This is a genomic window from Ralstonia pickettii (assembly GCF_000607165.1).
In the GTDB taxonomy this organism is placed as follows: domain Bacteria; phylum Pseudomonadota; class Gammaproteobacteria; order Burkholderiales; family Burkholderiaceae; genus Ralstonia; species Ralstonia holmesii.
Genome location: NZ_JFZG01000006.1, coordinates 373,327 through 397,107 on the forward strand (window position 1 = coordinate 373,327; position 23,781 = coordinate 397,107).

Annotated in this window: 22 protein-coding genes, 1 tRNA gene and 2 pseudogenes; 12 read left to right on the forward strand and 13 right to left on the reverse strand. The window is 63.3% G+C overall.

What is annotated here, in order from left to right; all coding sequences use genetic code 11:
- Positions 1-4 precede the first annotated feature (4 nt).
- From BG83_RS0108000 to BG83_RS30115, 4 genes and pseudogenes are all read right to left on the reverse strand, one after another.
- Entirely contained in the window at positions 5-1,990 is a 1,986-nt protein-coding gene (locus tag BG83_RS0108000) for a DNA topoisomerase IV subunit B (RefSeq protein WP_024976220.1), read from the reverse strand.
- A 172-nt stretch (positions 1,991-2,162) separates the two neighbouring features.
- On the reverse strand, positions 2,163-2,468 hold the full coding sequence (locus BG83_RS30105; RefSeq protein WP_419177597.1) for a hypothetical protein: 306 nt from the start codon (positions 2,466-2,468) through the stop codon (positions 2,163-2,165).
- Positions 2,469-2,726: 258 nt separating this feature from the next.
- A pseudogene (locus BG83_RS30110) lies at positions 2,727-3,038 on the reverse strand (ATP-binding cassette domain-containing protein); the annotation flags it as partial.
- Between the two features lie 204 nt (positions 3,039-3,242).
- Positions 3,243-4,223 (reverse strand): annotated as a pseudogene (locus BG83_RS30115) (ABC-F family ATP-binding cassette domain-containing protein); the annotation flags it as partial.
- A gap of 23 nt (positions 4,224-4,246) precedes the next feature.
- Here BG83_RS30115 and BG83_RS0108010 point away from each other — a divergent pair.
- Positions 4,247-4,453: a hypothetical protein gene (locus tag BG83_RS0108010; RefSeq protein WP_024976222.1), complete on the forward strand. Its 207-nt coding sequence runs from the start codon at positions 4,247-4,249 to the stop codon at positions 4,451-4,453.
- A gap of 464 nt (positions 4,454-4,917) precedes the next feature.
- Complete coding sequence (locus BG83_RS0108015; protein ID WP_024976223.1) at positions 4,918-5,829, forward strand: amino acid ABC transporter substrate-binding protein; 912 nt, start codon at positions 4,918-4,920, stop codon at positions 5,827-5,829.
- Between the two features lie 60 nt (positions 5,830-5,889).
- On the opposite strand, the gene BG83_RS0108020 is transcribed toward BG83_RS0108015, so the two are convergent.
- On the reverse strand, positions 5,890-6,864 hold the full coding sequence (locus tag BG83_RS0108020; protein ID WP_024976224.1) for a Kdo hydroxylase family protein: 975 nt from the start codon (positions 6,862-6,864) through the stop codon (positions 5,890-5,892).
- 131 nt (positions 6,865-6,995) lie between these two features.
- Positions 6,996-7,211, reverse strand: a complete 216-nt coding sequence (locus BG83_RS0108025) for a hypothetical protein (protein ID WP_024976225.1) — start codon at positions 7,209-7,211, stop codon at positions 6,996-6,998.
- Positions 7,212-7,522: 311 nt separating this feature from the next.
- Between BG83_RS0108025 and BG83_RS0108030 the strand changes: the two genes are divergently transcribed.
- Positions 7,523-7,597 (forward strand) — tRNA-Arg (locus BG83_RS0108030).
- 111 nt (positions 7,598-7,708) lie between these two features.
- On the opposite strand, the gene BG83_RS0108035 is transcribed toward BG83_RS0108030, so the two are convergent.
- Complete coding sequence (locus BG83_RS0108035) at positions 7,709-7,897, reverse strand: hypothetical protein (protein ID WP_012435166.1); 189 nt, start codon at positions 7,895-7,897, stop codon at positions 7,709-7,711.
- Positions 7,898-8,400: 503 nt separating this feature from the next.
- On the opposite strand from BG83_RS0108035, the gene BG83_RS0108040 reads away from it, so the two are divergent.
- Positions 8,401-10,281, forward strand: coding sequence for a DEAD/DEAH box helicase (locus BG83_RS0108040; RefSeq protein ID WP_024976226.1), 1,881 nt, complete (start codon positions 8,401-8,403; stop codon positions 10,279-10,281).
- A gap of 218 nt (positions 10,282-10,499) precedes the next feature.
- Here the strand turns inward: BG83_RS0108040 and BG83_RS0108045 are convergent, their stop codons facing one another.
- Both BG83_RS0108045 and egtD read right to left on the reverse strand, forming a co-directional pair.
- Positions 10,500-11,798, reverse strand: a complete 1,299-nt coding sequence (locus BG83_RS0108045) for an ergothioneine biosynthesis protein EgtB (RefSeq protein ID WP_024976227.1) — start codon at positions 11,796-11,798, stop codon at positions 10,500-10,502.
- A 68-nt stretch (positions 11,799-11,866) separates the two neighbouring features.
- Positions 11,867-12,913, reverse strand: coding sequence for an L-histidine N(alpha)-methyltransferase (gene egtD / locus BG83_RS0108050; RefSeq protein ID WP_024976228.1), 1,047 nt, complete (start codon positions 12,911-12,913; stop codon positions 11,867-11,869).
- A 517-nt stretch (positions 12,914-13,430) separates the two neighbouring features.
- Between egtD and BG83_RS0108055 the strand changes: the two genes are divergently transcribed.
- A complete protein-coding gene (locus BG83_RS0108055) occupies positions 13,431-14,123 on the forward strand; it encodes a TerC family protein (protein ID WP_024976229.1) in 693 nt (230 codons plus the stop codon).
- Position 14,124: 1 nt separating this feature from the next.
- On the opposite strand, the gene BG83_RS0108060 is transcribed toward BG83_RS0108055, so the two are convergent.
- The gene (locus BG83_RS0108060; RefSeq protein ID WP_024976230.1) at positions 14,125-15,126 is read right to left on the reverse strand and encodes a threonine dehydratase; all 1,002 of its coding nucleotides are present in this window, start codon (positions 15,124-15,126) and stop codon (positions 14,125-14,127) included.
- Between the two features lie 216 nt (positions 15,127-15,342).
- Here BG83_RS0108060 and BG83_RS0108065 point away from each other — a divergent pair, with 216 nt between their 5' ends.
- Both BG83_RS0108065 and BG83_RS0108070 read left to right on the forward strand, forming a co-directional pair.
- Positions 15,343-16,137: a thymidylate synthase gene (locus BG83_RS0108065; RefSeq protein ID WP_024976231.1), complete on the forward strand. Its 795-nt coding sequence runs from the start codon at positions 15,343-15,345 to the stop codon at positions 16,135-16,137.
- 4 nt (positions 16,138-16,141) lie between these two features.
- On the forward strand, positions 16,142-16,645 hold the full coding sequence (locus tag BG83_RS0108070; protein WP_024976232.1) for a dihydrofolate reductase: 504 nt from the start codon (positions 16,142-16,144) through the stop codon (positions 16,643-16,645).
- A gap of 64 nt (positions 16,646-16,709) precedes the next feature.
- On the opposite strand, the gene pmbA is transcribed toward BG83_RS0108070, so the two are convergent.
- Entirely contained in the window at positions 16,710-18,083 is a 1,374-nt protein-coding gene (gene pmbA, locus BG83_RS0108075; protein WP_024976233.1) for a metalloprotease PmbA, read from the reverse strand.
- Positions 18,084-18,176: 93 nt separating this feature from the next.
- Between pmbA and yjgA the strand changes: the two genes are divergently transcribed.
- Both yjgA and mog read left to right on the forward strand, forming a co-directional pair.
- Positions 18,177-18,794, forward strand: coding sequence for a ribosome biogenesis factor YjgA (yjgA, locus tag BG83_RS0108080; RefSeq protein ID WP_275426884.1), 618 nt, complete (start codon positions 18,177-18,179; stop codon positions 18,792-18,794).
- Positions 18,791-19,438: a molybdopterin adenylyltransferase gene (gene mog, locus BG83_RS0108085; RefSeq protein ID WP_051541458.1), complete on the forward strand. Its 648-nt coding sequence runs from the start codon at positions 18,791-18,793 to the stop codon at positions 19,436-19,438. The genes yjgA and mog overlap by 4 nt, the downstream gene beginning before the upstream one ends.
- A 3-nt stretch (positions 19,439-19,441) precedes the next feature.
- Here mog and orn read toward each other — a convergent pair whose 3' ends face one another.
- Positions 19,442-20,086 carry an oligoribonuclease gene (gene orn / locus BG83_RS0108090; protein WP_419177593.1) on the reverse strand — a complete coding sequence of 215 codons (645 nt, stop codon included), beginning with the start codon at positions 20,084-20,086 and terminating at the stop codon, positions 19,442-19,444.
- Between the two features lie 76 nt (positions 20,087-20,162).
- On the opposite strand from orn, the gene BG83_RS0108095 reads away from it, so the two are divergent.
- Genes BG83_RS0108095 through BG83_RS0108105 form a run of 3 tightly spaced genes read left to right on the forward strand, consistent with a single transcriptional unit; the run spans position 20,163 to position 22,711 of the window.
- Positions 20,163-21,422: a M48 family metallopeptidase gene (locus tag BG83_RS0108095; RefSeq protein WP_024976237.1), complete on the forward strand. Its 1,260-nt coding sequence runs from the start codon at positions 20,163-20,165 to the stop codon at positions 21,420-21,422.
- Positions 21,419-22,366 (forward strand): ribosome small subunit-dependent GTPase A, encoded by a 948-nt coding sequence (rsgA, locus tag BG83_RS0108100; protein WP_024976238.1) that lies wholly within the window; start codon positions 21,419-21,421, stop codon positions 22,364-22,366. The genes BG83_RS0108095 and rsgA overlap by 4 nt, the downstream gene beginning before the upstream one ends.
- Before the next feature lie 30 nt (positions 22,367-22,396).
- Complete coding sequence (locus BG83_RS0108105) at positions 22,397-22,711, forward strand: hypothetical protein (protein ID WP_024976239.1); 315 nt, start codon at positions 22,397-22,399, stop codon at positions 22,709-22,711.
- A gap of 31 nt (positions 22,712-22,742) precedes the next feature.
- On the opposite strand, the gene BG83_RS0108110 is transcribed toward BG83_RS0108105, so the two are convergent.
- Positions 22,743-23,684 (reverse strand): CobD/CbiB family protein, encoded by a 942-nt coding sequence (locus tag BG83_RS0108110; protein ID WP_024976240.1) that lies wholly within the window; start codon positions 23,682-23,684, stop codon positions 22,743-22,745.
- Positions 23,685-23,781 lie beyond the last annotated feature (97 nt).

Sequence of the window (23,781 nt, forward strand, 5' to 3'; positions counted from 1 at the left end):
GCGGTCAAATGTCGGCTTCGACTTCGTTGCCGCGCGCTTCCAGCCACGTGCGTCGCGCGCCGGCTTCGCCCTTGCCCATCAGCATGTTCATCATGTTGATGGTCTGGTCTTGGCCCAGTTCGCCCAGCGCCACGGGCAGCAGGCGGCGCGTGTCGGGGTTCATGGTGGTTTCCCAGAGCTGCTCGGCACTCATTTCGCCCAGGCCCTTGAAGCGGGAGATCTGCCAGGCGCCTTCCTTCACGCCGTCCTTGCGCAGCTTGTCTTCAATGGCTTCCAGCTCGCCGTCGTCCAGCGCGTAGAGCTTCTGCGCGGGCTTCTTGCCGCGCGCAGGGGCATCGACACGATACAGCGGCGGCCGGGCCACGCATACGTTCCCGCGATCGATCAGTTGCGGGAAGTGCTTGAAGAACAACGTGAGCAGCAGCACCTGGATGTGCGCGCCGTCCACGTCAGCATCGGACAGGATGCAGATCTTGCCGTAGCGCAGGCCCGACAGGTCGACCGTATCGTTCGGCCCATGCGGGTCGACGCCGATGGCGACCGCAATGTCGTGCACTTCGTTGTTGGCGAACAGGCGGTCGCGTTCGGTTTCCCACGTATTGAGCACCTTGCCGCGCAGCGGCAGGATGGCCTGGAATTCCTTGTCGCGGCCCATCTTGGCCGACCCGCCTGCGGAGTCACCTTCCACCAGGAAGAGTTCGTTGCGGGTAACGTCGTCGGACTCGCAATCGGTCAGCTTGCCGGGCAGCACGGCAACGCCCGAGCCCTTCTTCTTCTCGACCTTCTGCGCGGCACGTGTACGCGCCTGCGCTTGCTTGATGACGAGTTCGGCCAGTTTCTTGCCGTGCTCAACGTGCTGGTTCAGCCACAGCTCCAGCGCCGGACGGCTGAAGGTGGAGACCAGCCGCACCGCGTCGCGGCTGTTCAGGCGTTCCTTGATCTGGCCCTGGAACTGAGGGTCGAGCACCTTGGCCGACAGCACGAACGAAGCGCGCGCAAACACGTCTTCGGACATCAGCTTGACGCCCTTGGGCAGGAGCGCATGCATCTCGACAAAGCTCTTCACGGCCTGGAACAGGCCTTCGCGCAAACCGGATTCGTGCGTGCCGCCCGCGGGGGTCGGGATCAGGTTGACGTATGACTCACGTACCGGAGAGCCCTCTTCCGTCCAGGCCACCACCCACGAAGCGCCTTCGCCGAAGGCAAAACCTTCTTCGCCGAGCTTGTCGGGGTCGGCAAAGTGTTCGCCTTCAAACAGGGGGATCACCGGCTCGGCACCGCTGCCCTGTGCGAGCGATTCGACCAGATAGCCGCGCAGGCCCTGGTCGTATTGCCATTCGAGCGTCTCGCCGGTTTTTTCCAGCGTAAGGCTGACCTTCACGCCCGGCAGCAGCACGGCCTTGCTGCGCAGCAAGCGCTGCAGCTCGGCCTGCGGGATGTTCTCGGAATCGAAATACTTGGCGTCCGGCCACGCGCGCACGCGTGTGCCGCTCTTCTTCTCGCCGCGTTCGGCCTTGCGGGTGGTCAGCGGCTCGATCACGTCGCCACCGGAGAATGCGAGCGTCGACACATTGCCGTCGCGCCAGACCGTCACTTCCAGGCGCGTCGACAGCGCGTTCGTGACCGACACACCCACGCCGTGCAGGCCGCCGGAGAACGCGTATGCGCCGCCGCGGCCCTTGTCGAACTTGCCGCCGGCATGCAGGCGCGTGTAGACGATCTCGACCACCGGCACGCCCTCTTCGGGATGGATGCCGACAGGAATACCGCGCGCATCGTCTTCCACGCTCACGCTGCCGTCCTTGTGCAGCGTCACGGCGATCAGCTTGCCGTAGCCGCCCAACGCCTCGTCAGCGGAGTTGTCGATGACTTCCTGCACGATGTGCAGGGGATTGTCGGTGCGCGTGTACATGCCCGGCCGTTGCTTGACCGGTTCCAGGCCCTTGAGGACCTTGATCGACGATTCGCTGTATTGGGAGGTTTTGCTCATGGAAGGCGGAAAAACTGACCAGGCTTGGGTCTGTCCCCAAGCACCGGGAATGCAGCGCGCATTGTAAAGGAAGCCGTCCTCAACAATGCGGAGGGATCGTCAGCGTTGGGATGCGACCCGAAACCCACATCCGGTCGACATCCCGCTGACATATTGCGTGGTTACTGCGGCGTCACACCGTGCCGGCGCGCTTGGCTTCGAGGGCTTCCCATCGCTCCAGCGCCTCCAGCAGTTCCAGTTCGATGGCTTCGTGGCGCTCGGCGAGCTTCTGCGCGCGCTCCGGGTCGCGGCCGTAGATCGTGCCGTCTTCCAGTTCGCCGCCGACCTGCTTTTGCTCAGCCTCCAGCGCCTCGATGGTGGCGGGCAACGCGTCGAGTTCGCGCTGCTCCTTGTAGCTGAGCTTGACCGTGGCGCGCTCGCGCGGCTTGGCCGCCTCGGGTTTCTTCTCTTCGGCGACGGGCCTGGCGGCTTGCGCCATCCGCGCCGCGCGCGCAGATTGCGTCTGCCAATCGGAGAACCCGCCCACGTATTCGCGCCAACGGCCCTCGCCCTCTGCCGCAATCACCGAGGTGACGACGTTGTCGACAAACGCGCGATCATGCGAGACCAGGAATACGGTGCCGCTGTATTCCTGCAGCAGCTCTTCCAGCAGTTCAAGTGTGTCGATGTCCAGATCGTTGGTCGGTTCGTCGAGCACCAGCACGTTGGCCGGACGGGCAAACAGGCGCGCCAGCAGCAGCCGGTTGCGCTCGCCTCCCGACAGTGAGGCCACCGGCGAGCGCGCACGCTCGGGCGGGAAGAGGAAATCGCCCAGATAGCTCATCACGTGCTTGCGCTGACCGTTGACTTCGATCCAGTCGCTGCCCGGGCTGATGGTGTCGGCAAGCGACCGGTTCAGATCCAATTGCGCGCGCATCTGGTCGAAGTACGCCACCTGCAGGTTGGTGCCGTTGCGCACCGTGCCCGAATCGGGAGCCAGTTCGCCGAGAATCAACTTCAGCAGCGTGGTCTTGCCGACCCCGTTGGCGCCGAGAATCCCCACCTTGTCGCCGCGCAAAATCGTGGCGGTGAAGTTGTCAACGACGGTTTTGTCGCCATAGCGCTTGGTCACGTCGATCAGCTCGGCGACGATCTTGCCCGAGCGATCGCCCTGCGAGACCTCCAGCTTGACGTTGCCCTGCACCTCGCGGCGCACCTGGCGTTCCACACGCATCTGTTCCAGCCGCGCAACGCGGCCGACACTGCGTGTGCGGCGCGCTTCCACACCCTTGCGGATCCACACTTCTTCCTGCGCGAGCAGTTTGTCGAAGCGGGCGTTTTCCAGGGCTTCGGCGTCCAGCTCCTGTGCCTTGCGCGTCTGATACGCCGTAAAGTTGCCGGGGTACGAACGCAGCTTGCCGCGATCGAGTTCGATGATGCGCGTGGCGACACGGTCGAGGAACGCGCGATCGTGCGTGATGAACAACACGCTGCCGCGGAACGCCAGCAGCAAATCTTCGAGCCAACGAATGGAGTCGTAGTCGAGGTGGTTGGTCGGCTCGTCCAGCAGCAGGATGTCGGGCGCACCCACCAGCGCTTGCGCAAGCGCCACACGCTTGGTCAGGCCGCCCGACAGCGAACCGATGCGCGCGCCCGGCTGCAGGCCCAACTGGGCGATGGTCGTTTCCACACGCGTACGCAGCTGCCAGGCGTCTGCGGCTTCCAACTGCGATTGCAACGCCTGCAGCTTGTGCAGCGCGTCTTCATCGTGGGAATCGCCCATCGACGTGATCAGCGCTTCGTATTCGGCAAGCAAGCCGGCGGCATGCGGCACACCCATCGCCACGGCTTCGGCCACGGTCTGCTCCGGGTCGAATTCGGGTTCTTGCGGCACATAGGCCGACGTCACGCCGCTCTGGCGAGCAATCAGGCCGTCATCCGGCGAGGTCGTACCCGCCACGATCTTGAGCAGCGACGACTTGCCGGTGCCATTGCGGCCGATCAGGCCTATGCGCTCGCCAGCCTCCAGCGAGAAGTCGGTGTGGTCGAGCAGCGCCACGTGGCCGAACGCCAGTTGCGCATCGGTAATGGAAAACAGGGCCATGCTGGAGTGAGAAGGAGGCAGGCCGCGTGCGGCCGGAAGGCGCGTATTGTAGTCGCCCCGCGTGTCGTCCACCGGCGGCATTGCGCTTGCAGATGCCGGTGCTATAACGCTTGTGCCGCCGGACTCTCTTTTTCCGGCCGCGCCATCCATACCGTTACGGAAGGGGAACGACGATGCGCGGACTATTCGGGCTGTTGATCATCTTGATCGTGGCAGGCATTCCGGTGCGGCAGATCTTGCTGCGAACCGGCTTCTCACAGTGGTGGACGCTGCTTGTGCTGGTACCGGTGGTGAACCTGGTGGCGCTGTGGATTTTCGCGTTCTCGAACTGGCCGCGGCAGTCGTCCCAGCCGGGCAGCGTTCTTCCCAACCAGAACTAGGAAACAAGCGCACCAAAGAAAAACGGCCCGCTTTCGGCGGGCCGGAAGAGTCTCTCCTCGATGCCTTGCGAACAAGACATGGCCGGAGCATAGCGCCCCTCGTCTGTCTCGGGCAGTCGGGACAAACCCGGTAGGGAAAAACGCCTAACGCTAGGCGCGGTGCGGCTTCGCACCGCAGCAACGCATGCACGGCTCGGGCATGCACCGCGGGGAGTCCACCGCACCGGCCGGACGGCTGAGACGGTGCGTCGCGCACGCCACGTGTGCGCAATGCACCACTGCAAGGCAATCGCCACGCGTCGGCTTTTAGAGGGTGGGGTCCAGTCTTGCAGCCTGCTTACAACACCAAAAAAGCACGGGCCTGCAGGTTGCAACGTCGCGCCGTATCATGCGGCAGGCCCTCCGGCCACGAGCCGGGCATAACGATAAAGTGGGCCGCCGATTCTTTCCCGGGGGATACAACCATGCCGTTCTTCACGCGCGCGCTGCAGGCTGCGGCGCTGCTCTTCGCTTCGCTATCCAGTGCTGTACCGGGCACGGCTGTGGCCTCCTCCACGCCGGTGCTCGACCGCATCCGCGACACGGGCACCGTCCGCGTCGCCTATCGCGAAAGCTCCGTGCCCTTCTCGTTCTACGACGCCGATAAAAAACCCGTCGGCTATGCCGTCGACCTGTGCCTGCGCGTGGTCGACAAGCTGCGCACGGACCTCAAGCGCCCTGACCTGAAAGTGCAATATGTGATGGTCACGCCTTCGACGCGGATGCCGGCCATCATCGAAGGCAAAGCCGACCTCGAATGCGGCTCGACCACCAATAACCGCGAACGCCGCGAGAAAGTGGCATTCACGATCCCGCACTACATCGCGGGCATCCGCATGATCGTCAAGACTTCGTCGGGCATCCGCAGGTGGGACGACCTGCGCGGCAAGACCGTCGTCACCACCAAAGGCACCACCAGCGTGGCGGAACTGCGCAAGATGAACGACGTCCGCGTGCTAAATATGAAGTTTCTCGAAGCCAAGGACCACGCTGAATCCTTCGCGATGGTCGAAACCGGCAAGGCTGACGCTTTTGCGATGGACGACGTGCTGCTCTTCGGCTTCCGCGCCAACACCAAGACGCCAAGCGACTACACCGTCGTCGGCGACATGCTGACGGTCGAGCCCTACGCGATCATGCTCAGCAAGGACGACGCCGAATTCAAGCGCCTCGTCGATCGCGCGATGACCAACATCATCCTCGACTACGACGCAGACAAGCTCTACAAGAAGTGGTTCCAACAACCGATTCCGCCGCACAGCGCGAAGCTGGATATCCCGATGAGCTTCCTGCTGCGCGACTCGTTCAAGTACCCGAGCGACAAGGTCGCCGATTGAACGTAATGGTGTGATCGCGCAACGCCGCCGTGCAGTCAGGCGGCGTTTTGCTTTGCGCAGTCAGCGCTGGGCCGGCAGCATCGGCTTGTTGAGCATGCGCGACAGGACAGCTTCGGGCGAATGGGTGCGATCGGCAATGGCCGCTGGGTCAAGATAGAAAGTCTGTTCCATCATCGCGCGGCCGCGCATCGCCGCATGCAGCGCCTGATCGCTGAAGACCACCCAAGTCGCACCCGGAGCAAATTCGAACATCTGTTGCGGTGCCCCGCGCTGATAGACCAGGTCGGCCTTCGCGAGATCGTGCAGCTGCAGCATGCGGTGGTCGTATTCGGAGCGTGGGCGCTTGGTGATATGCAGCTTGTGCATCAGCCACGATTGTCCCGGGAGCATCCCACGCGTTTTCGGCACAAACCGCTGGGCGAAGTCGGCAAAGGGTTCGCCGATGCGCCAAACGCGCGAGGCATCCGGGTCGACATTGTGGAACACACGCAAGAGGCGCTGGCCGTGCAGCGGGTTCGACGGGAATGCGTCGACGTGCAGACGCGTGTCGTCCTTGCGCCAACTGACCGGCCGCCCGGCAATCTCGGCCGGCCGCAACGACGTGCCGGCTCGCTTCAAATGCGGGGCGTAGTCGGGAAACAGCGTCAGCACGAGGCGCTCGGCAGCATCGGCGTAACGCTGAATCAAGGTAGCGAGATCGCCCAGATCGGCGGGCTGCCCGACGGCGCCGCGCACGCGGGATTCGTTCGCGCGCAGGTTGATGTTCTTCGTCTTGCCGTCAGACCAGCGCGCATCGAGAAACCGCTGCTCCCGGGCATCCAGTGGGAAATCGAGCGCCGGAAAATGCAGCACATTACCGCGCTCCAACGCGGACCGTATGGCCGCCGCCTCATCAGACGTCACCACGGGTGACCATTCACGCACCGGCCACGGCACCACCATGTCGATGACAGGCGGCGCAGCGACGGCTCGCTGTCTGGAATGATGGTTGCGCGCCGGCGGTGTGGCGGGTGCAAACCCTTGCATACTTCCCATGAACTTATCAATCGCTTACGTAAATATTTGCGAATGATAGAGCGCTCACCACCTCAGTGCATCGTCAGGCAACACAACACAGCATGTCTTACGACATGTGCCGAGGTGCTTGCCGGCGCGGGAAGCGGATTTCAGAGAAAGTGCTTGACGACCTGCTCTTCCAGGCCGACAAAGCGCACGAGCTGGCGTGAGCCGTCAGGAAATTGCTTGATGACGTGGCCGTCGGGGGTATCGGTGTGACGGAAATAGATCGGTCGATCGATCGTCCCGGGCCGATGCTTGGGAAGCAGGCTTTCCAGCGACGGCTCCACCGTCCACGGATCGTCCCGTTCTTCGGATGTCAGCATGTTGGTCGCCTAGGGGGTTCTGGAATAGGTGAGAAAGCATAACTTCCGTGAACAACCCTGGAAAGTTCGTAATACTTAAATCTGATTCTTTGACCGATCGTTCGTTCGCTTTAGCGTTTGCCCCATCACAAGAACGCCTTGACTGTGGGCGGCAACCTACAAAACCCATGGCGTCATCATCGTTTCACATGGCATCGGTAACTGCTGCCGACGCAGCCTGGCGCTCCCGCGGCTCACTGGTCTTGGCTCTGCAAATTGCGTAGAATCGCGGCTCGCTCGGGCGGCCGTTGGCGTCACCCGGGAGTCGGTCACTCGCCGTAGCACAATGGATAGTGCACGCGCCTCCTAAGCGTGAGATACAGGTTCGATTCCTGTCGGCGGGACCAGCAGATGCGACAAAGCCAGGCAACACGCCTGGCTTTTGTTTTTTGCCCGCACAAAACAACGAGGCCCGCCACACGCGGGCGGGCCTATGGCTGCGGATGGCCCCGGGCCATCTAGGTCAGCACCGGCAGCGCTTCGAGCACGAGCAGCCCGATCAGCACCCCGATAATCGTCAGCAGCACGCGAATCCCTACTCGCGCACCTCGGATCACCAGCGGCGCAGAGGCCAGTCCGATCACACCCGCAACGCAAACGGCGAGCAACAGGTACAGGTTGGAGAAGGCCATCGGGAATTCCATCATCCGCCCCTTTCCGGCTATGAGCATGGCCGGTCTTTTAAGTATAGGCCGCGCGCTCGATCCGGCAAGCGTCGGTGCCGGCACATACATCAATATCACTAGCATTTTTGCGCACTGCAAAAATTCGTGCTATAGTCCGTGACTTGGCTGCTTACTGCCGTATTTTTCGGTCCGCGGTTGGCCGATGTGCTTGCTGGTTTCAGACCGGCGCGCATCGTCCGAATCCCCGCCCGTTGCATGCATGCGCAGCCGATTGCCATTGTGCTTGGCATCGTCTCCGATCTCCCGCGTGGATTCACATCACGCCGAAGGGACCGCCGCCCCACCTCGCTGACCTGTTCAGCTTGAGGCCGGCCCATTCCCCCGCCTGTCCGTTCTGCAGCCCGTCTGTCGAACCGGCCTTATCCGATTGGCGCCGACGCCCGTGATTAACCGGTCGCCGTATCCCATTTCCGCTGTCTGCATCCGTTGATGTAGCGGCGCGGCAGCCTTACTACCTATTCGACATGACGCAGCCTCAAGACGGCAGCGGCGCTATTGCGCACGCTGAAACCAGCAACACCAATACCGAAAACCTCATCGCCGAAGCCGCGACCCGTGCTAGCGCCTTTGCTGCACTGGGCTTGGACGACCGCATCGTCCGTGCGCTGGGCGAAGTGAACTACATCACCCCGACGCCGGTTCAAGCGCAAGCCATTCCGGCCTGCCTGTTGGGCCGCGACCTGCTGGTCACGAGCCAAACCGGTTCGGGCAAGACCGCCGCATTCATTCTGCCGGCCATCCAGCGCATCAGCGAGCAGCCTGAGCCGCAGCGTCCGCGCATGGACGGCCCGCCGCAACGCATGAAGGGTCGCCGCCCCCGCCCGGCACCTGCCAAGCCGTCGCTGCTGGTGCTCACGCCCACGCGTGAACTGGCCCTGCAAGTGACTACCGCCACCGCACAATACGGCCGCCATCTGCGCCGCATCGTCTGCGCGAGCATCCTGGGCGGCATGCCCTACCCGAAGCAGTTGGACATGCTGGCACGCATGCCGGACATCATCATCGCCACGCCTGGCCGCCTGCTCGACCACATCGACTCGGGCCGCATCGACCTGTCGGCACTCAACATGCTCGTCTTTGACGAAGCCGACCGCATGCTGGACATGGGCTTCTCGGATGACATCGAAGCCATCGTCGGCGCCACGCCCGCCACGCGCCAGATGCTGATGTTCTCGGCCACCATGGACCGCCGCATCGAACAACTGGCCGAGCGCATGATGCGCGAGCCGCAGCGTATCGAAATCGCCACCGCGAAGATCGACCAAAGCAACATCGAAGAGCGCCTGCACTTCACCGACGACATGTCGCACAAGCAGCAGCTGCTGGATCACCTGCTGCGCGACGCGTCGCTCAAGCAAGCCATCGTCTTCACGGCGACCAAGCGTGATGCCGACTCGCTGGCCGAGCGCCTGACCGAGCACGGTTTCTCCGCCGGCGCCTTGCATGGCGACATGCACCAGGGCGCGCGTAACCGTACGCTGACGGCTCTGCGCCGCGGTCAGTTGCGCGTGCTGGTGGCCACCGACGTGGCCGCCCGCGGCATTGACGTGCCGGACATCACGCACGTGGTCAACTTCGACCTGCCCAAGCAAGCTGAAGACTACGTGCATCGCATCGGCCGTACGGGCCGTGCCGGCCGCAGCGGGATCGCCATCAACCTGGTGAACCACAACGACACGTTCCAATGGCGCCGTATCGAGCGCTTCGTTGATCGCCGCATCGACGCATCGGTTGTCGAGGGCCTGGAGCCGAAGCGCTCGGCCAAGCCCCGCACTGGTGGCCCGCGTGCCGGCGGCGACCGTGGCGGCTACCGTGGAAACGGTGGCAATGGCGGCGGTTATCGCGGCCAGCGTGAAGGCTTCGGCGCGCGCCAAGGCGGCAACGGGGGCAATGGCGGTAACAGCGAAGGCCGCCTCCAACGCAGCTTCGGCGGCGACCGCGACGGCTTTGCTCCGCGCCGAGATGATCGCAACGGCAACAGCAACAGCAACAGCAACAGCGGCGGCTACCAAGGCGCCCAACGCGAATGGAACCGCGACGACCGCGCCCCGCGTCAGTCGTATGGCCAAGGCCAGCAAAACCGTGGCGACTGGCAACAACGTCCCGCACCCGCACGCACGCAAGGCTCGCAAGACGGCAACCGTAGCTACGGCAACAGCGCGGGCACCAGCAACGGCGGCGGTTATGGCAATCGCGATGGCAACCGTGAAGGCGCCCCGCGTCGCTTCGGCGACAACAACGGCGCCAGCCGCTTCGGCGACGGTGGCAACGGCGCGCAGCGTCGCAGCTATGGCAACCGCGACAGCTACGGCAGCAAGGGCCGTCCGCGCGATTTCGATCGTTGATCGATAAAGGGCCATCTCCTCTGGATGGCCTTAGCGGGCAACCAACAAAAAACCCCACGTCTAACAGCGTGGGGTTTTTGCTTCTTGGGCAACGCCGGTTAATCGCAGTTGGACTTACAAGAAGACACCTGCGAGGCTTTTTCTGATGCTCATCGCGCGACTTGTTGTGTGAGCGCCGCAGGCAACAAAAACCCTCGCCGAAGCGAGGGTTGCGCTCGTCAAAGCGCGCAGGTCCGGAAGCCGACAAAAACGTCATCGCGTTCCGGCAGCAGGAAGCCCCGGAAACGCGGGTGACGCGTGCGCTGCGGCGTATGTACGGCAGCGCCTCGTACGGCCTGCATCGTCATGAAATGCGGTGCCGACAGGCTCGCCACCCGGCCGCGCGGCATGCCCGGTACGAAATCCGGATACGGCTCGAACGGCGACGACGTCCACTCCCATACCTGCCCCCAATGAAAGCCGGCCCTACCCTGCACCGCGGCCATCTCCCATTCGTCTTCAGTCGGTAAGCGACGGCCGGCCCAGCGGCACCACGCCTGGGCTTCGTACAGGCTCACATGGCGCACCGCTTCATCGCGGTTGATCGTACGCGCCTGACCGTAGCGCAGTGCCTGCCAGGTACGCGTGGCGGGATCGCGCTGCCAACCGAGCGGCGCCGAACGCTCCTGCATCATCAGCCACTCCATGCCGGCCGGCGACCACCACTGCGGATGATCGTAACCACGGTCTTCGATGAACTCCAGGTATTGGCCATTCGTAACCGGCTGCGCATCGATCTCGAACGCGGGCACATACGTGCGGTACGGCGGACACTCATTGTCGAAGAAGAAACCGTCGGCGTCTGGCCAGCCCATCTGGAAACGGCCGCCGGGCAACGACAATGTCTGCGCAGCCGGCACGGCCACGGCGGCCAGCGGAGGCTGTCCAGCGGGTTGCAGGCCTAGGACCTGCAGCAGCCCGTGCAGATGTTCGGCGCGCAGGTCTTCGTGGAACACCGCCCAGCGGAACGGTTCCAGCGCCGCGTCGTCGTCGGTGCCCAGCGTGGCGAGCTTGCGTAGCACGCGGTCGAGCACGCCATGCGCGTACTGCTTGATCGCGGCGATGCCGGGCAGCGTCAGGTCCCAGCATGCCTCTGGAGGCATGCGATCCATGTCGAAGAACGTGTCGGCGCCATCAAGCGCGGCGGGCAACGTGGCCTGCCAGAGCGCCAGATCCCACTCGGTGCCAGCGCCGTCCTCGATGGTATCGCTGCCGTTGCGACGCGGCTCGCGCAGGCACCAGAACTCTGCAAACCAGGCCAGTTGGCCCAGCGTCCAGAGCGGTGGGGCATGATGCTCCACGCGTTCAATCTGCCAGCCGCGCTGCGTATCGCCAAACGCCGACAACAACGCCAGCGTGCGATTGCGGGCGTCGACCAGGCTGTGCGCGATGCCCTGGCGCGGCAAGCGGCGGCCGTCGGTCCAGTCGGGAAGCGATCCGATGAAGGTCGGATCGGGGAGCATGAAGAATTCAGCCATCGCGGCAAACCTCGGGCGGGGATCGATCCATTATCGCACCGGCCTGCTTGGCGTTCCGCCGCCCCCGTCTAACGGCCTACGCTCGCGTGACAGACGGCAAAGTCGCTGCCGGCGTCGGTCCAGGCATGCAGATCTTCGAAACCGGCATCGGCAAACATCGCTTGCAGACTCGGCAGGTCGTATTTGACGGAGTTCTCGGTGTGCACGCGTTCGCCGGCGGCGAAGGTACGCGCCTGCTTGCCCCATTGCACCGTTACATCGCGGAGTGCTTCCAGGTGCATCTCAACGCGATGCGCCTCCGCGCGGTACAGCGCGACATGGCGCCAATCCCGCACGTCGAAATTTGCGCCCAGGAGGCGATTCAGGTTGCACAGCACGTTCAGGTTGAACGCCGCGGTCACACCAAGCGGATCGTCGTAAGCGGCTTCGAGCCGTTGGGCGTCTTTGATAAGGTCGATGCCGATCAGCACGCTGTCGCCAGGCGCGGAAGCCTCGTGCAGGCGTGAGAGAAATGCCCTCGCCTCTTCCGGCGTGAAATTGCCAAGGCTCGAACCGGGGTAGAACCACACGCGGCGCCCATCGCCAACGGCATCGGGCAACACCAGCGGCGCACACAGGTCGGCGCCAATGCCGACCATCGGCAATTGCGGATGCTGACGCGCAAGCCCCCGCAGCGTATCGCGCAGAAAATCCGCCGAGATGTCGATCGCCACATAACGCGACGGCGCGAGCGTGCGGAACAGCCGTGCAGCCTTTTCGCAATTGCCGGCGCCCAGGTCGATCAACGTGGCGCCGCGGCCCACGCGCATCGCGATCTCGGCCGCGTGCAGGCTGAAGATAGCGGCTTCGGTGCGGGTCGGGTAATACTCAGGCAAGTCGGTAATCGCTTCGAATAGACGCGAGCCGAGGGCATCGTAGAAGAACTTCGGGCTGATACTGGCCGGGCGTGAGAGCAGGCCGGCTTCCGCCTCGGAACGCAACGCGGCATCGTCTTCCGTAAAGAGCTGGTAGAAAGTCAGGCCCGCGCCAACGGCGTCAACCGTAGGCTGCGGCTGAATCAGACGGGCCAGCGCGCGGCGGGCATAGGCATCGGCGGACGGCTTGGTGGCCTGCATGGTGTCTCCCGTTGTGGGTGGAACGGCACGGTGCTGCATGGTCATGAGGGCCATTGACAGCGAGAAATGTGCCATCGCGCCTATGCCATCACCGCACGCTGATGGCGCACGGATGAAATTGCAGCGTAGACGCCGCTTTGTGACAGCGCCACCGTTCTTTCGCCGGAGGCCGCCACAACACGGCATCGCGCCAATCGTAAAAATCACCCGCGCCGCTGAAAAAATCACGCACACCGTGCTGGTAGGCCGATGTTGCGTTTTTGCAGCGCACAATCCGCCCGCCGCGATATAATGCGGGCTTCCTCAAAGGGGAGTAGCTCGGGGGTTCTTCAGCCCCAGGCACGATCGTCATGACGAAGCACACGCTTCCGGTCGTGCCGGCACCAGCAGGGTTCCCAACCTGTTCGTGTCGAGCAAGACCTTTGCAACCGGATTTCATGGTCTGCAAAGCGTCTCGCCCCAGCACTCCATGCAGTTCGGTCAACCGATTTTTATTGTTGTTTGACTTGGAGCCACCATGGAATGGTTGTCTGACATCTTCACCATGCAGTTTGCTGCCGCGCTGGCATCGATCATCGTGATCGACCTTGTGCTTGCGGGCGATAACGCCATCCTCATCGCGCTGGCAGCGCGCAACCTGCCGCCCGAGTTGCAGAAGAAGGCCATCATGTGGGGCGCCGCGGGCGCCATAGTCGTGCGCGCGCTCATGACGCTGGCGGTGGTATGGCTGCTGAAGATTCCGGGCCTGATGCTGGTGGGCGGTCTGGCGCTGGTGTGGATCGCGTGGAAGCTTCTGGCCGACGACGGCCAAGGCGGCGATGAACACGGCGCGGGCAGCACCACGCTGATCGGCGCCATGAAGACCATCATCATCGCCGATGCAGTGATGGGCATCGACAACGTGCTCGCCATTGCCGGTGCATCGCATGGCAGCTTCCTGCTGGTGGTGCTGGGTCTGTTGATCAGCGTGCCGGTCGTCGTGTGGGGTAGCGGCGTGGTACTGCGCCTGATCGAACGCTTCCCGGTCATCATCTACGGCGGCGCCGCTGTGCTGGCTTATACGGCCGCGCACATGATCGTGGCCGAACCGGTTCTCAAGGCGTTCTTTGCCCCACAGCCGCCGCTCAAGTGGGCAGTGTATGTGGTGGTGTTCCTGGTGGTGCTGGGCGGAGGTTGGCTGGTCCAACGTCGCCGCCAACAACCCGCCTAAACTAAGCCAGGATGGGCTGACCGGCGAGCACACGCGCCAGCTTGGCGCGATCAATGTTGCCGCCGGTCAGCGGCAGGCCGATGCGCTGGCCAACAATCCGCTCCCGCTGCTGCCATGCACCCGCAAGGGCTGCGGCCGCGGCGCCCTCCGCCACGTTGTGCGTGGTGGAAAAGTACAGGCGAATGGCCTCCGCCACTTCGTCATCCGTCACCGCAATGATCTCTTCGACGCCGGCTCGGATCACCTCAAGCGCGTTCGCGTCCGGCGTGCGGCACGCCAGCCCGTCGGCCAGCAGCGTCGACACCGGCGCCGACACCACGGTACCGCTTGCAAACGACTGCTCGTAGCACCGGGCATGTGCTGACACAACGCCGACAATGCGTGTCGACAGCCCCAACGCATCACGGGCCCGCACCGCCGCGCAAATCCCCGAACCCATGCCGATCGGCACGTAGACCACATCCAGCGGCGTGGCCTCAAGAAACTCCAGCCAGTAGCTCGCCACCCCGACGACCAGATCGTCGTGATACGAGGGCACAAAGTGCAAGCCACGGTCACCGGCTAATTGATCGGCGAACTCGCGGCTCGCCTGGAAGTCATCGCCCGCTTCAATGAGCTCTGCGCCAAGTGCGCGCATGGCGGCGTTCTTCTCCACGCTATTGCCGTGCGGCACGACGATGGTGACGGCCAGGCCATTGCGGCGCGCCGCCAATGCAATCGACTGACCATGATTGCCGCGCGTCGCCGCAATCACACCAAGCACGTCCGGCTCACGTTGGCGCAAGGCATACAGATAAGTCAGCCCGCCTCGCACCTTGAACGCGCCCACTTCGGTGTGGTTTTCATGCTTAACCCACACCACCGCCCCCACGGCTTGCGCCAGAAGCGGCCAACAATACTGCGGGGTCGGGGGAATCACCGCATGGACCAATTCGGCGGCTGCGCGCAAATGGCGCAATTCGGCGGCACGGGTGGCCGAAGCGGAGGTAGCTATGGACGACACGCTGTTTCTCCAGCAGACAGTTGAAAGCGATGTCGCGATCTTGCCAGCCTTGCCTACCAGGCAACATCGACAATTCTGCGCTTTATCGACCCGACCGTGCCGCCCGTCCGACCGGGCCAGTTTCCAGACACTGCCGGTACAGTCGACGCCGCGCCGCTCACGTTACAATGTGGCTCACCCGATATCCGACGCCCTCGCCTCTTCGCCCGCGCTCGCATGAAGCCTTATCTTGACCTGATGCGCCATGTCTACGAACATGGCACCGACAAAGCCGACCGCACCGGCACCGGCACGCGATCCGTGTTCGGCCACCAGATGCGCTTCAACCTGCAGGATGGCTTTCCGCTGGTGACCACCAAGAAGGTCCACATCAAGTCCATCGTCTATGAACTGCTGTGGTTCCTCCAGGGCTCGACCAACGTGCGGTGGCTGCAAGACAACGGCGTGACGATCTGGGACGAATGGGCTGACGCCGACGGCGAGCTGGGCCCCGTGTACGGCTCCCAGTGGCGCTCGTGGCCGACGCCCAACGGCGAACACATCGACCAGATCGCCGAGCTGATCGCGCAGATCAAGCGCAACCCCGATTCGCGCCGGCTGATTGTCTCCGCCTGGAACGTGGCCGACATCCCGCGCATGAAGCTGCCGCCCTGCCACGCGTTCTTCCAGTTCTATGTGGCTGACGGCAAGCTGTCGTGCCAGCTCTACCAGCGCAGCGCCGATATCTTCCTTGGCGTGCCGTTCAACATTGCCAGCTACGCGCTGCTCGTGCATATGGTTGCGCAGCAGACTGACCTCGATGTGGGCGATTTCGTCTGGACCGGTGGCGATTGCCACCTCTATAACAACCACTTCGAACAAGTCGAAACGCAGCTCGCGCGTGAACCGCTGCCGTTGCCGAAACTGCATATCAAGCGCAAGCCTGAAAGCATCTTCGACTACCAATACGAAGACTTTGAGATCGTCGGCTATCAGAGCCACGCTGCGATCAAAGCACCGGTGGCCGTGTAACCGTATGACCATCCTGACGCTCATCGTCGCCCGCGCCCGTAACGGCGTGATTGGCCGCAACAACACCCTGCCCTGGCGGCTTCCCGAAGATCTCGCGCACTTCAAGCGCACCACAATGGGCGCGCCCATCGTGATGGGCCGCAAGACGTACGATTCGATCGGCCGCCCGCTGCCGGGCCGACGCAACATTGTCGTCACGCGCAATGCCAAGCTCGAACTGTCGGGCTGCGAGATCGCATTTTCGATGGAAGATGCGCAGCGCCTGTGCGTCGGCGCCGAGCAGATCTTCCTGATCGGTGGCGCGCAACTGTATGCGGATGCCCTCCCGAGCGCAGACCGCCTGATCGTCACGGAAATCGACGCCGATTTCGAAGGCGATGCATACTTTCCCGCGCCCGACCCCAAGCTCTGGCACGAAGTCGCACGCGAGACGCACCACGCGGCGGCACCCAATGATTTCGACTACGCGTTCGTTACCTACGAACGCCCGCCATCGAACGAGCAGTAACTGGCGACAGGCAATAAAAAACGCGCTCAGTTCCGAGCGCGTTTTTCATTTCGGCGGTGGCGATTTATTCGCCAGCAATCGTCATCTGCTCGATCAGGATCGAGCCGGTTTCCTTCGTACCGCGTACCAGCGCATCGGCACCGATGGCGACAATCTGGCGGAACATCTCACCCAGGTTGCCGGCAATCGTAATTTCTTCCACCGGGTACTGAATCACGCCATTTTCAACCCAGTAGCCTGACGCGCCGCGCGAGTAATCACCCGTCACGTAGTTCACCCCTTGGCCCATCAGCTCGGTTACCAATAGGCCCGTGCCCATGCGGCGCAGCATGCCGGCAAAGTCGTCTTCTGGCGTGGTCTTGTTGGAGAACAGCGTCAGGTTGTGCGAGCCGCCGGCGTTGCCCGTGGTTTGCATGCCGAGCTTGCGCGCGGAATACGTCGACAGGAAGTAGCCCTCCACCACGCCGTTCTTCACCACATCGCGGCGCTGCGTGCGCACGCCTTCCTCGTCGAACGGCGCGCTGCCCATGCCGTTGAGGACGTGAGGGTCTTCCGTGATCTGCACATGCGGCGCGAAAACTTCCTTGCCCAGCGTATCGAGCAGGAACGTCGACTTGCGATACAACGCGCCGCCCGACACCGCCTGCACAAAGGCGCCCAGCAAACCTGCAGCCAGCGGCGCCTCGAACAACACGGGGCACTTGCGCGTTGTCAGCCGGCGCGCGGACAAACGCGCCAGCGCACGTTCCGCCGCGTACTTGCCGATCGCTTCCGGTGCGGCCAGATCGTCCGGCGAGCGTTTGGATGAATACCAATCGTCGCGCTGCATATGCGCGCCCGAACCGGCGATCGGCGCAGCCGAAATGAAGTGACGCGAATACGGGTAGCCTGCCATGAAACCGCGCGACGTGGCCAAGACGAAGTGCGAATGCTGGGCCGAGATGCTCGAGCCATCGCTGTTGCGGATCTTCGGGCTTACGGCAAAGGCAGCGGCTTCAGCGGCGCGTGCGATCTCCACGGCAGCTTCGGCGTCAATCATCCACGGGTGATAGAGCTGCAGGTCTTGCGGGTGCTTCTCCAGCAGTTCTTCTTCTGCCAAACCGGCGCAATCATCGTCGGCGGTGAAGCGCGCAATGTTGTAGGCAGCCTCGACGGTGGACCGCAGTGCCGCCGGCGAAAAGTCCGACGTGCTGGCGTTGCCACGCTTCTTGCCGAGCATGACCGTCACGCCAACAATCTTGTCGCGGTTCTGCTCGATGGTCTCGATCTCGCCCTTGCGCACCGTGACCGACAGGCCTTGGCCTTCGGAGATTTCCGTTGCGGCATCGGAGGCGCCGAGTTCGCGGGCAATGCGGAGCACATCGGTGGCCATCTCCTCGAGCTGTTCGCGGCGGTAGGCAAACACAGGGGCGGTCTTGGAATCGGGCGTTTGAGACATAGGCAATGGAGGGGAGAAACGGGTGCCGGGATTTTGCCAAAAGCGGGCAAGAACTGGCGAAAGCGCCCATCATAGCAAGATACAATGCGCGCCATGAGCCGAGCATCCCGACACAACCCCACGTATCTCCAACCCGTCGTGCGCACCGACATCGGTGACGAGGACGATCCGGATACGCCCAAGAGCAAATCGCAGCGCAAGCGCGAGGTGAACGCCTTGCAAGACCTGGGCACCGCCTTGGAAGCGCTGCCCAAAGACAAACTCGCCAAGGTGCCGCTGCCCGAAAAGCTGCTCGACGCCCTGCGCGAAGCCAAACGCACCACCGCCCATGAAGGCAAGCGCCGCCAGATGCAGTACATCGGCAAGCTGATGCGCGCCCTGACCGACGAGGAAGTCGAAGCCATTCGCCGCGTCCTGGCCACCTTCGTTGGCGCTTCCAAGGCGGAAACCGCACGTCTGCACGCCATCGAGCGTTGGCGCGACCGCCTGATCGCCAGCGACGACGCCGTTACCGAGTTCATTGCAGCGCACCCGGATTCCGACGTGCAGGCGCTGCGTACGCTGGTGCGCAATGCGCGCAAGGAAGCACAGTTGGCCAAGCCGCCCAAGTCGTCGCGCGAGCTGTTCCAAATGGTCAAGCAGGCCCTGTCAGGCAATGACCGCGACGAAGACGACGCCGATCAACCCGAAGCCGAAGGCGACGACGCATGACAGCCCCTGCCCCCTCCGCGCCGATCACCCGCCGCCACGCCGACGAACTGATCGTCGGTTTTGTGTCGATCTCAGACCGCGCCTCGGCCGGCACGTACCAGGATGAAGGGATTCCCGCGCTGCGGGACTGGTTTGGCGCCGCGCTATCGTCGCCGTGGCAAGGGGTGGAGCGGCTGATTCCGGACGAACAAGCGGCGATTGCCGAAACACTGATCGACCTCGTCGACCATGCCGGCTGCGATCTGGTGCTCACCACGGGCGGCACTGGCCCGACGCGCCGCGACGTGACGCCCGAGGCCACGCGGGCTGTCGCCACGAAGGAAATGCCGGGTTTTGGCGAGCAGATGCGCCAGATCAGCCTGCATTTCGTTCCGACGGCGATTCTGTCGCGTCAGGTAGCGGTGATCCGCGAAACGCCGTCGCGCGCCACGCTGATCATCAACCTGCCCGGGCAGCCGCGCGCCATCAAGGAAACGCTGGAAGGTTTGAAGGATGTGGAAGGCCGCGCCACGGTGCCGGGCATCTTTGCGGCTGTGCCGTACTGCATTGACCTGATCGGCGGCCCGTATGTCGAGACGCACGACAGCGTGGTCAAGGCCTGGCGGCCCAAGCACGCTGTACGTGTAAAACCGCTGCAGGTTTAACGCTTACGGGGCGACCGAAGACGCCAGCGCTTCAGCGTCCGGCGTTTGCGGCACGTCGCGGATGAAGTGCTCGCGGTAATAGCGCAGCTCTTCGATCGACTCGATGATGTCTGCGAACGCCGTGTGCCGCTGGTGCTTCGTAAAGCCCTTGGCAATGGCCGGTTGCCAGCGCTTGCAGAGTTCCTTGAGCGTGGAGACGTCCAGGTTGCGGTAGTGGAAGTACTCCTCGAGCTTGGGCATGTAGCGCGCCATGAAACGGCGGTCCTGGCAGATGGAGTTACCGCACATCGGCGACTTGCTCTTCGGCACCCACTTCTTGAGGAACGCCAGCAGTTCGGCTTCCGCTTCCGCTTCGGTCGTGGTCGACGCCTTGACCTTGTCGATCAGGCCCGAACGGCCGTGCGTGCCCTTGTTCCACGCGTCCATGCCGTCGAGCAGCTCGTCGGACTGATGGATCACCAGCACTGGGCCTTCAGCCAGGATGTTCAGCTCCGAATCCGTCACCACCACGGCCACTTCGATGATGCGATCGTTGTCGGGGCTCAGGCCGGTCATCTCCATGTCGAGCCAGACAAGGTTGTTATCGCTCTTGGCGGCAACGCGGTTGGCGGGCGAGGAGGATGCGACGGACGAAACAGGGGTACTCACTGGGGTGCTCACTCAAGGGCCTTGAGAAAATGACTGAAGGCTATAATTTTCGCATATCTGATAGGTGTTTCCCCACATGCCCGCCTTTACCGCTGTCTTCCTGATCGCCCTTGTATTGATGTCCGCCACGCGCCTGTGGCTAGCCGCGCGGCAAGTCCGTCACGTGGCGCGTCACCGCGATGCCGTGCCTGCGCAGTTCGCCGAGTCGATCACACTGGACATGCACCGCAAGGCCGCGGACTACACCATCGCTCGCACCCGCCTGGCGATGCTGGAAGTGCCGGTTCAGGCCGCCCTGCTGATCGCCCTGACGCTGCTCGGCGGGCTGAACTGGATCAACCAGGCATGGCTGGGCGTGTTTGGCCCCGGTTATGCGTATGGCGTGGCGCTGATCGCATCGGTCATCGCGATCAGCAGCGTGATCGAGTTGCCGTTTTCGCTGTATGGCCAGTTTGTCGTGGAAGAACGATTCGGCTTCAACCGCATGACGTTCAAGCTATGGTTGGCCGACAACCTCAAGGGCTTGGCCATCGGCACCGTGCTGGGCCTGCCGCTGCTGCTGGCGGTGCTCTGGCTGATGGACAAGATGGGCGCGTACTGGTGGCTTTACACCTGGATCGTATGGATGGCGTTCATGCTGTTTGTTCAGGCGATCTACCCAAACGTCATCGCACCGCTCTACAACAAGTTCACCCCGCTGCAGGACGAGGAAATGCGCTCGCGCATCGAAAGCCTGCTCAAGCGCTGCGGCTTCGCCAGCAAGGGCCTGTTCGTGATGGATGGCAGCCGCCGCAGCGCCCACGGCAATGCTTACTTCAGCGGCTTTGGAGCAACCAAGCGCATCGTCTTCTTCGACACGCTGCTCGCCCGCCTGAATCCGTCCGAAATGGAAGCCGTGCTCGCGCATGAGCTGGGCCATTTCAAGCGCCACCACATCACCAAGCGCATCGCCGTGACGTTCGTTCTGAGCCTCGGTGCACTGGCGCTGCTCGGCTGGCTCATGACGCGCACGTGGTTCTACCTGGGCCTAGGCGTCGCGCCGAACCTGTTCTCCGACAACCACGCGCTGGCACTGATGCTGTTTTTCCTGATGCTGCCGGTATTCACGTTCTTCGTCTCGCCGCTGGCGAGCCTGTCATCGCGCAAGGACGAATACGAAGCAGATGCCTTCGCCGCCGAGCACTCCGATGCCAATCAACTCGTCTCGGCGCTGGTCAAGCTGTTCCAGGACAACGCATCGACGCTCACCCCGGACCCGGTCTACTCAACGTTCTACTATTCGCACCCCACTGCATCGCAGCGTGTGGAGCGCCTTGTACAGGCCCGCACGGCATGACGCGCGGCAAACAGGGCCGCGCCCATAAGCAGGCCGCCACTGGCGAACACGGGCTCGTCATCGCCGCACACGGGCGCCATTACCTGGTAGAACGCGAAGGCGGCGGTTTCCTGCAATGCTTCCCGCGCGGCAAGCGCAGCGAATGCGCTGTCGGCGATCGCGTGGTCTATGAAGCCACCGCCGTCGACCAGGGCGTCGTCGTGCGCGTGGACGAGCGCCGTAACCTGCTCCACCGCTCAGACCAGTTCAAATCGAAGGTGCTGGCAGCGAACCTGGATCAGATCATCATCATGCTCGGCACCGAGCCGAGCTTTTCGGAAGACCTGCTCGGCCGCGCGCTTGTCGCGGCAGAGTCCCTCGGGATCACCCCTCTGATCCTGCTCAACAAGATCGACCTGACCGCGCGGTTGGAGACGGCGCGCTCGCGCTTGGCCCTCTACCGAGAGCTGGGCTACACGATCGTGGAATTGACCGTGCATGGCGCGCCAGACGCCGCGCACGCCGCGCTCGAACCGCACGTGGCTGCGCGCGCTTCGATCCTGATCGGACAGTCGGGCATGGGCAAATCATCGCTGCTGAATCTGCTGATTCCGGGCGTGGACGCGCAAACGCGGGAGATATCCGAGAAGCTGGATTCCGGCAAGCATACGACCACGTTCACGCGGCTCTATCACCTACCCGCTGAATGGGGCCAGGGCGGCGTGCTGATCGACTCGCCGGGCTTCCAGGAATTCGGCCTGCATCACCTGAGCGAAGGCATGTTGGAACGCGCCTTTCCCGAATTCCGCCCCCGCCTGACCGAGTGCCGCTTTTATAACTGCCGACACCTGCAAGAACCCGGCTGTGGCATTCTGGGTGCGATTACCGAAGGCAAGATCGATCCACGGCGGCACCAGCTTTACGCGCAACTGCTGCACGAATCGGAGCAACAGAAGCCTTGGTAGCGGCTTCGTAACACGTTCGGGGAGGCTGAGATGAAGTTGCTGATCAGCAGTTCATCGCTCGGCATGGCAGCACACTGGCAAAACGTGCTGTCTGCCGCCGGCATCCGCACCGAGCTGCGCAACATTTACCTGAGCAGCGTAGCGGGTGACGTTCCGCCGCAGGACTGCGCAGCGCAAGTGTGGCTCGTGAACCCGGCGCAGGAAGCGCAGGCCCGAGCGCTGATCGATCAAGCGCAGCATCCGCCGACCGGTCCGGCATGGCGTTGCGTGCATTGCGGAGAGAGCCACGAGCCGCAGTTCGCCCAGTGCTGGCGCTGCGGCAAAGACCGCGAGGATGCGGCCTGATTGATCGTTCAGCGGCTAGGTGACAGCCGCATCAGCCCAACCACACGGCAATCGACAGCATCGCCAGCAGCAGCATCCACAGCACCACCGCGCGCCACACCAGTCCCACAGCTGACTGCAGCGTGCGTACGTTCGGCTCCTGCCCCACTTCCATTGGATAGGCGCCGTCCTCGTCGGCAATGCTATCGACCGAATCGCGTTGCGGAATGGGCGTGCCAAGGCGCACGCCCAGTGCACCACCGCCGGCCGCCAGCAGGATGCCATTCACTTCGTCGTTCCACTTGGCAGCGCGGTTGCGCCACGCGTATACGGCATCTTCAAAGTTACCGACGATGGAGAAGCCGATCGCAGTCAGGCGCGCGGGGAAGTAGTCGATGACGAAAAATGCCTGACGGGCAAAGAGACCAAGCGCGGGGCTGCGCTCCGTCGACGTATCGCTCCAGTGGCGAGCGAGGTATTCGGCGCCGCGGTACAACACCACACCCGCGGGGCCGATCGGCACCAGGAACCAGAAGAACACGCCAAACACGTGACGATGCGCCGCCACGATCGCGCATTCGAGCGTATGGCGGACGATCTCATTGACAGGCATGTCGGTCGTGTCCTGCCCCGACCATTCGTTGAGGAGCAGGCGCGCAGTGACAACGTCATCGCTGCGCAGCGCCTCGTGGATATCGGTGAAGTAGTGGCTGAACTGGCGGAAACCAAGCGTCAGATAGACCATCAGCACGTTCCACAGGAACGCCAGCCCAAGGCTGATCGACGACAGCAGATAGTGCACCAGCGCCACGACCACCACGGCCGGCAGCGTGACCACACACCAGGCGAGCACGGCATCGCGACGATGGCCCGTGTCGAACCATTCTTCTGCCCGCGCGGCCAGTGCGCGTACGACGTCGTAGATCGGGTTGTCCCGGCTGAGCGCACGGAACTGTTCAAGAATCAGCGCGCAGAGTACGGAGAAAAAAGTCATTGGAAGGGCGTTGCGAAGGCGTGGATCACGCCGTGGAGGCGATGTGCAAGACGATAGCACACAGCGTGCGCGCAACAGCGCACCTTGGGGCCCATAT

Coding starts and splice junctions, on each gene's coding strand:
- BG83_RS30105 (WP_419177597.1), bottom strand. CDS start 2,468: ATGGCGCAAGCCGCCAGGCCCGTCGCCGAAGAGAAGAAACCCGAGGCG.
- BG83_RS0108110 (WP_024976240.1), bottom strand. CDS start 23,684: ATGACTTTTTTCTCCGTACTCTGCGCGCTGATTCTTGAACAGTTCCGT.
- yjgA (WP_275426884.1), top strand. CDS start 18,177: ATGAGCCGAGCATCCCGACACAACCCCACGTATCTCCAACCCGTCGTG.
- mog (WP_051541458.1), top strand. CDS start 18,791: ATGACAGCCCCTGCCCCCTCCGCGCCGATCACCCGCCGCCACGCCGAC.
- BG83_RS0108010 (WP_024976222.1), top strand. CDS start 4,247: ATGCGCGGACTATTCGGGCTGTTGATCATCTTGATCGTGGCAGGCATT.
- egtD (WP_024976228.1), bottom strand. CDS start 12,913: ATGCAGGCCACCAAGCCGTCCGCCGATGCCTATGCCCGCCGCGCGCTG.
- BG83_RS0108000 (WP_024976220.1), bottom strand. CDS start 1,990: ATGAGCAAAACCTCCCAATACAGCGAATCGTCGATCAAGGTCCTCAAG.
- rsgA (WP_024976238.1), top strand. CDS start 21,419: ATGACGCGCGGCAAACAGGGCCGCGCCCATAAGCAGGCCGCCACTGGC.
- pmbA (WP_024976233.1), bottom strand. CDS start 18,083: ATGTCTCAAACGCCCGATTCCAAGACCGCCCCTGTGTTTGCCTACCGC.
- BG83_RS0108095 (WP_024976237.1), top strand. CDS start 20,163: ATGCCCGCCTTTACCGCTGTCTTCCTGATCGCCCTTGTATTGATGTCC.
- BG83_RS0108035 (WP_012435166.1), bottom strand. CDS start 7,897: ATGATGGAATTCCCGATGGCCTTCTCCAACCTGTACCTGTTGCTCGCC.
- BG83_RS0108055 (WP_024976229.1), top strand. CDS start 13,431: ATGGAATGGTTGTCTGACATCTTCACCATGCAGTTTGCTGCCGCGCTG.
- BG83_RS0108015 (WP_024976223.1), top strand. CDS start 4,918: ATGCCGTTCTTCACGCGCGCGCTGCAGGCTGCGGCGCTGCTCTTCGCT.
- BG83_RS0108065 (WP_024976231.1), top strand. CDS start 15,343: ATGAAGCCTTATCTTGACCTGATGCGCCATGTCTACGAACATGGCACC.
- BG83_RS0108045 (WP_024976227.1), bottom strand. CDS start 11,798: ATGGCTGAATTCTTCATGCTCCCCGATCCGACCTTCATCGGATCGCTT.
- BG83_RS0108025 (WP_024976225.1), bottom strand. CDS start 7,211: ATGCTGACATCCGAAGAACGGGACGATCCGTGGACGGTGGAGCCGTCG.
- BG83_RS0108105 (WP_024976239.1), top strand. CDS start 22,397: ATGAAGTTGCTGATCAGCAGTTCATCGCTCGGCATGGCAGCACACTGG.
- BG83_RS0108020 (WP_024976224.1), bottom strand. CDS start 6,864: ATGGGAAGTATGCAAGGGTTTGCACCCGCCACACCGCCGGCGCGCAAC.
- BG83_RS0108070 (WP_024976232.1), top strand. CDS start 16,142: ATGACCATCCTGACGCTCATCGTCGCCCGCGCCCGTAACGGCGTGATT.
- BG83_RS0108040 (WP_024976226.1), top strand. CDS start 8,401: ATGACGCAGCCTCAAGACGGCAGCGGCGCTATTGCGCACGCTGAAACC.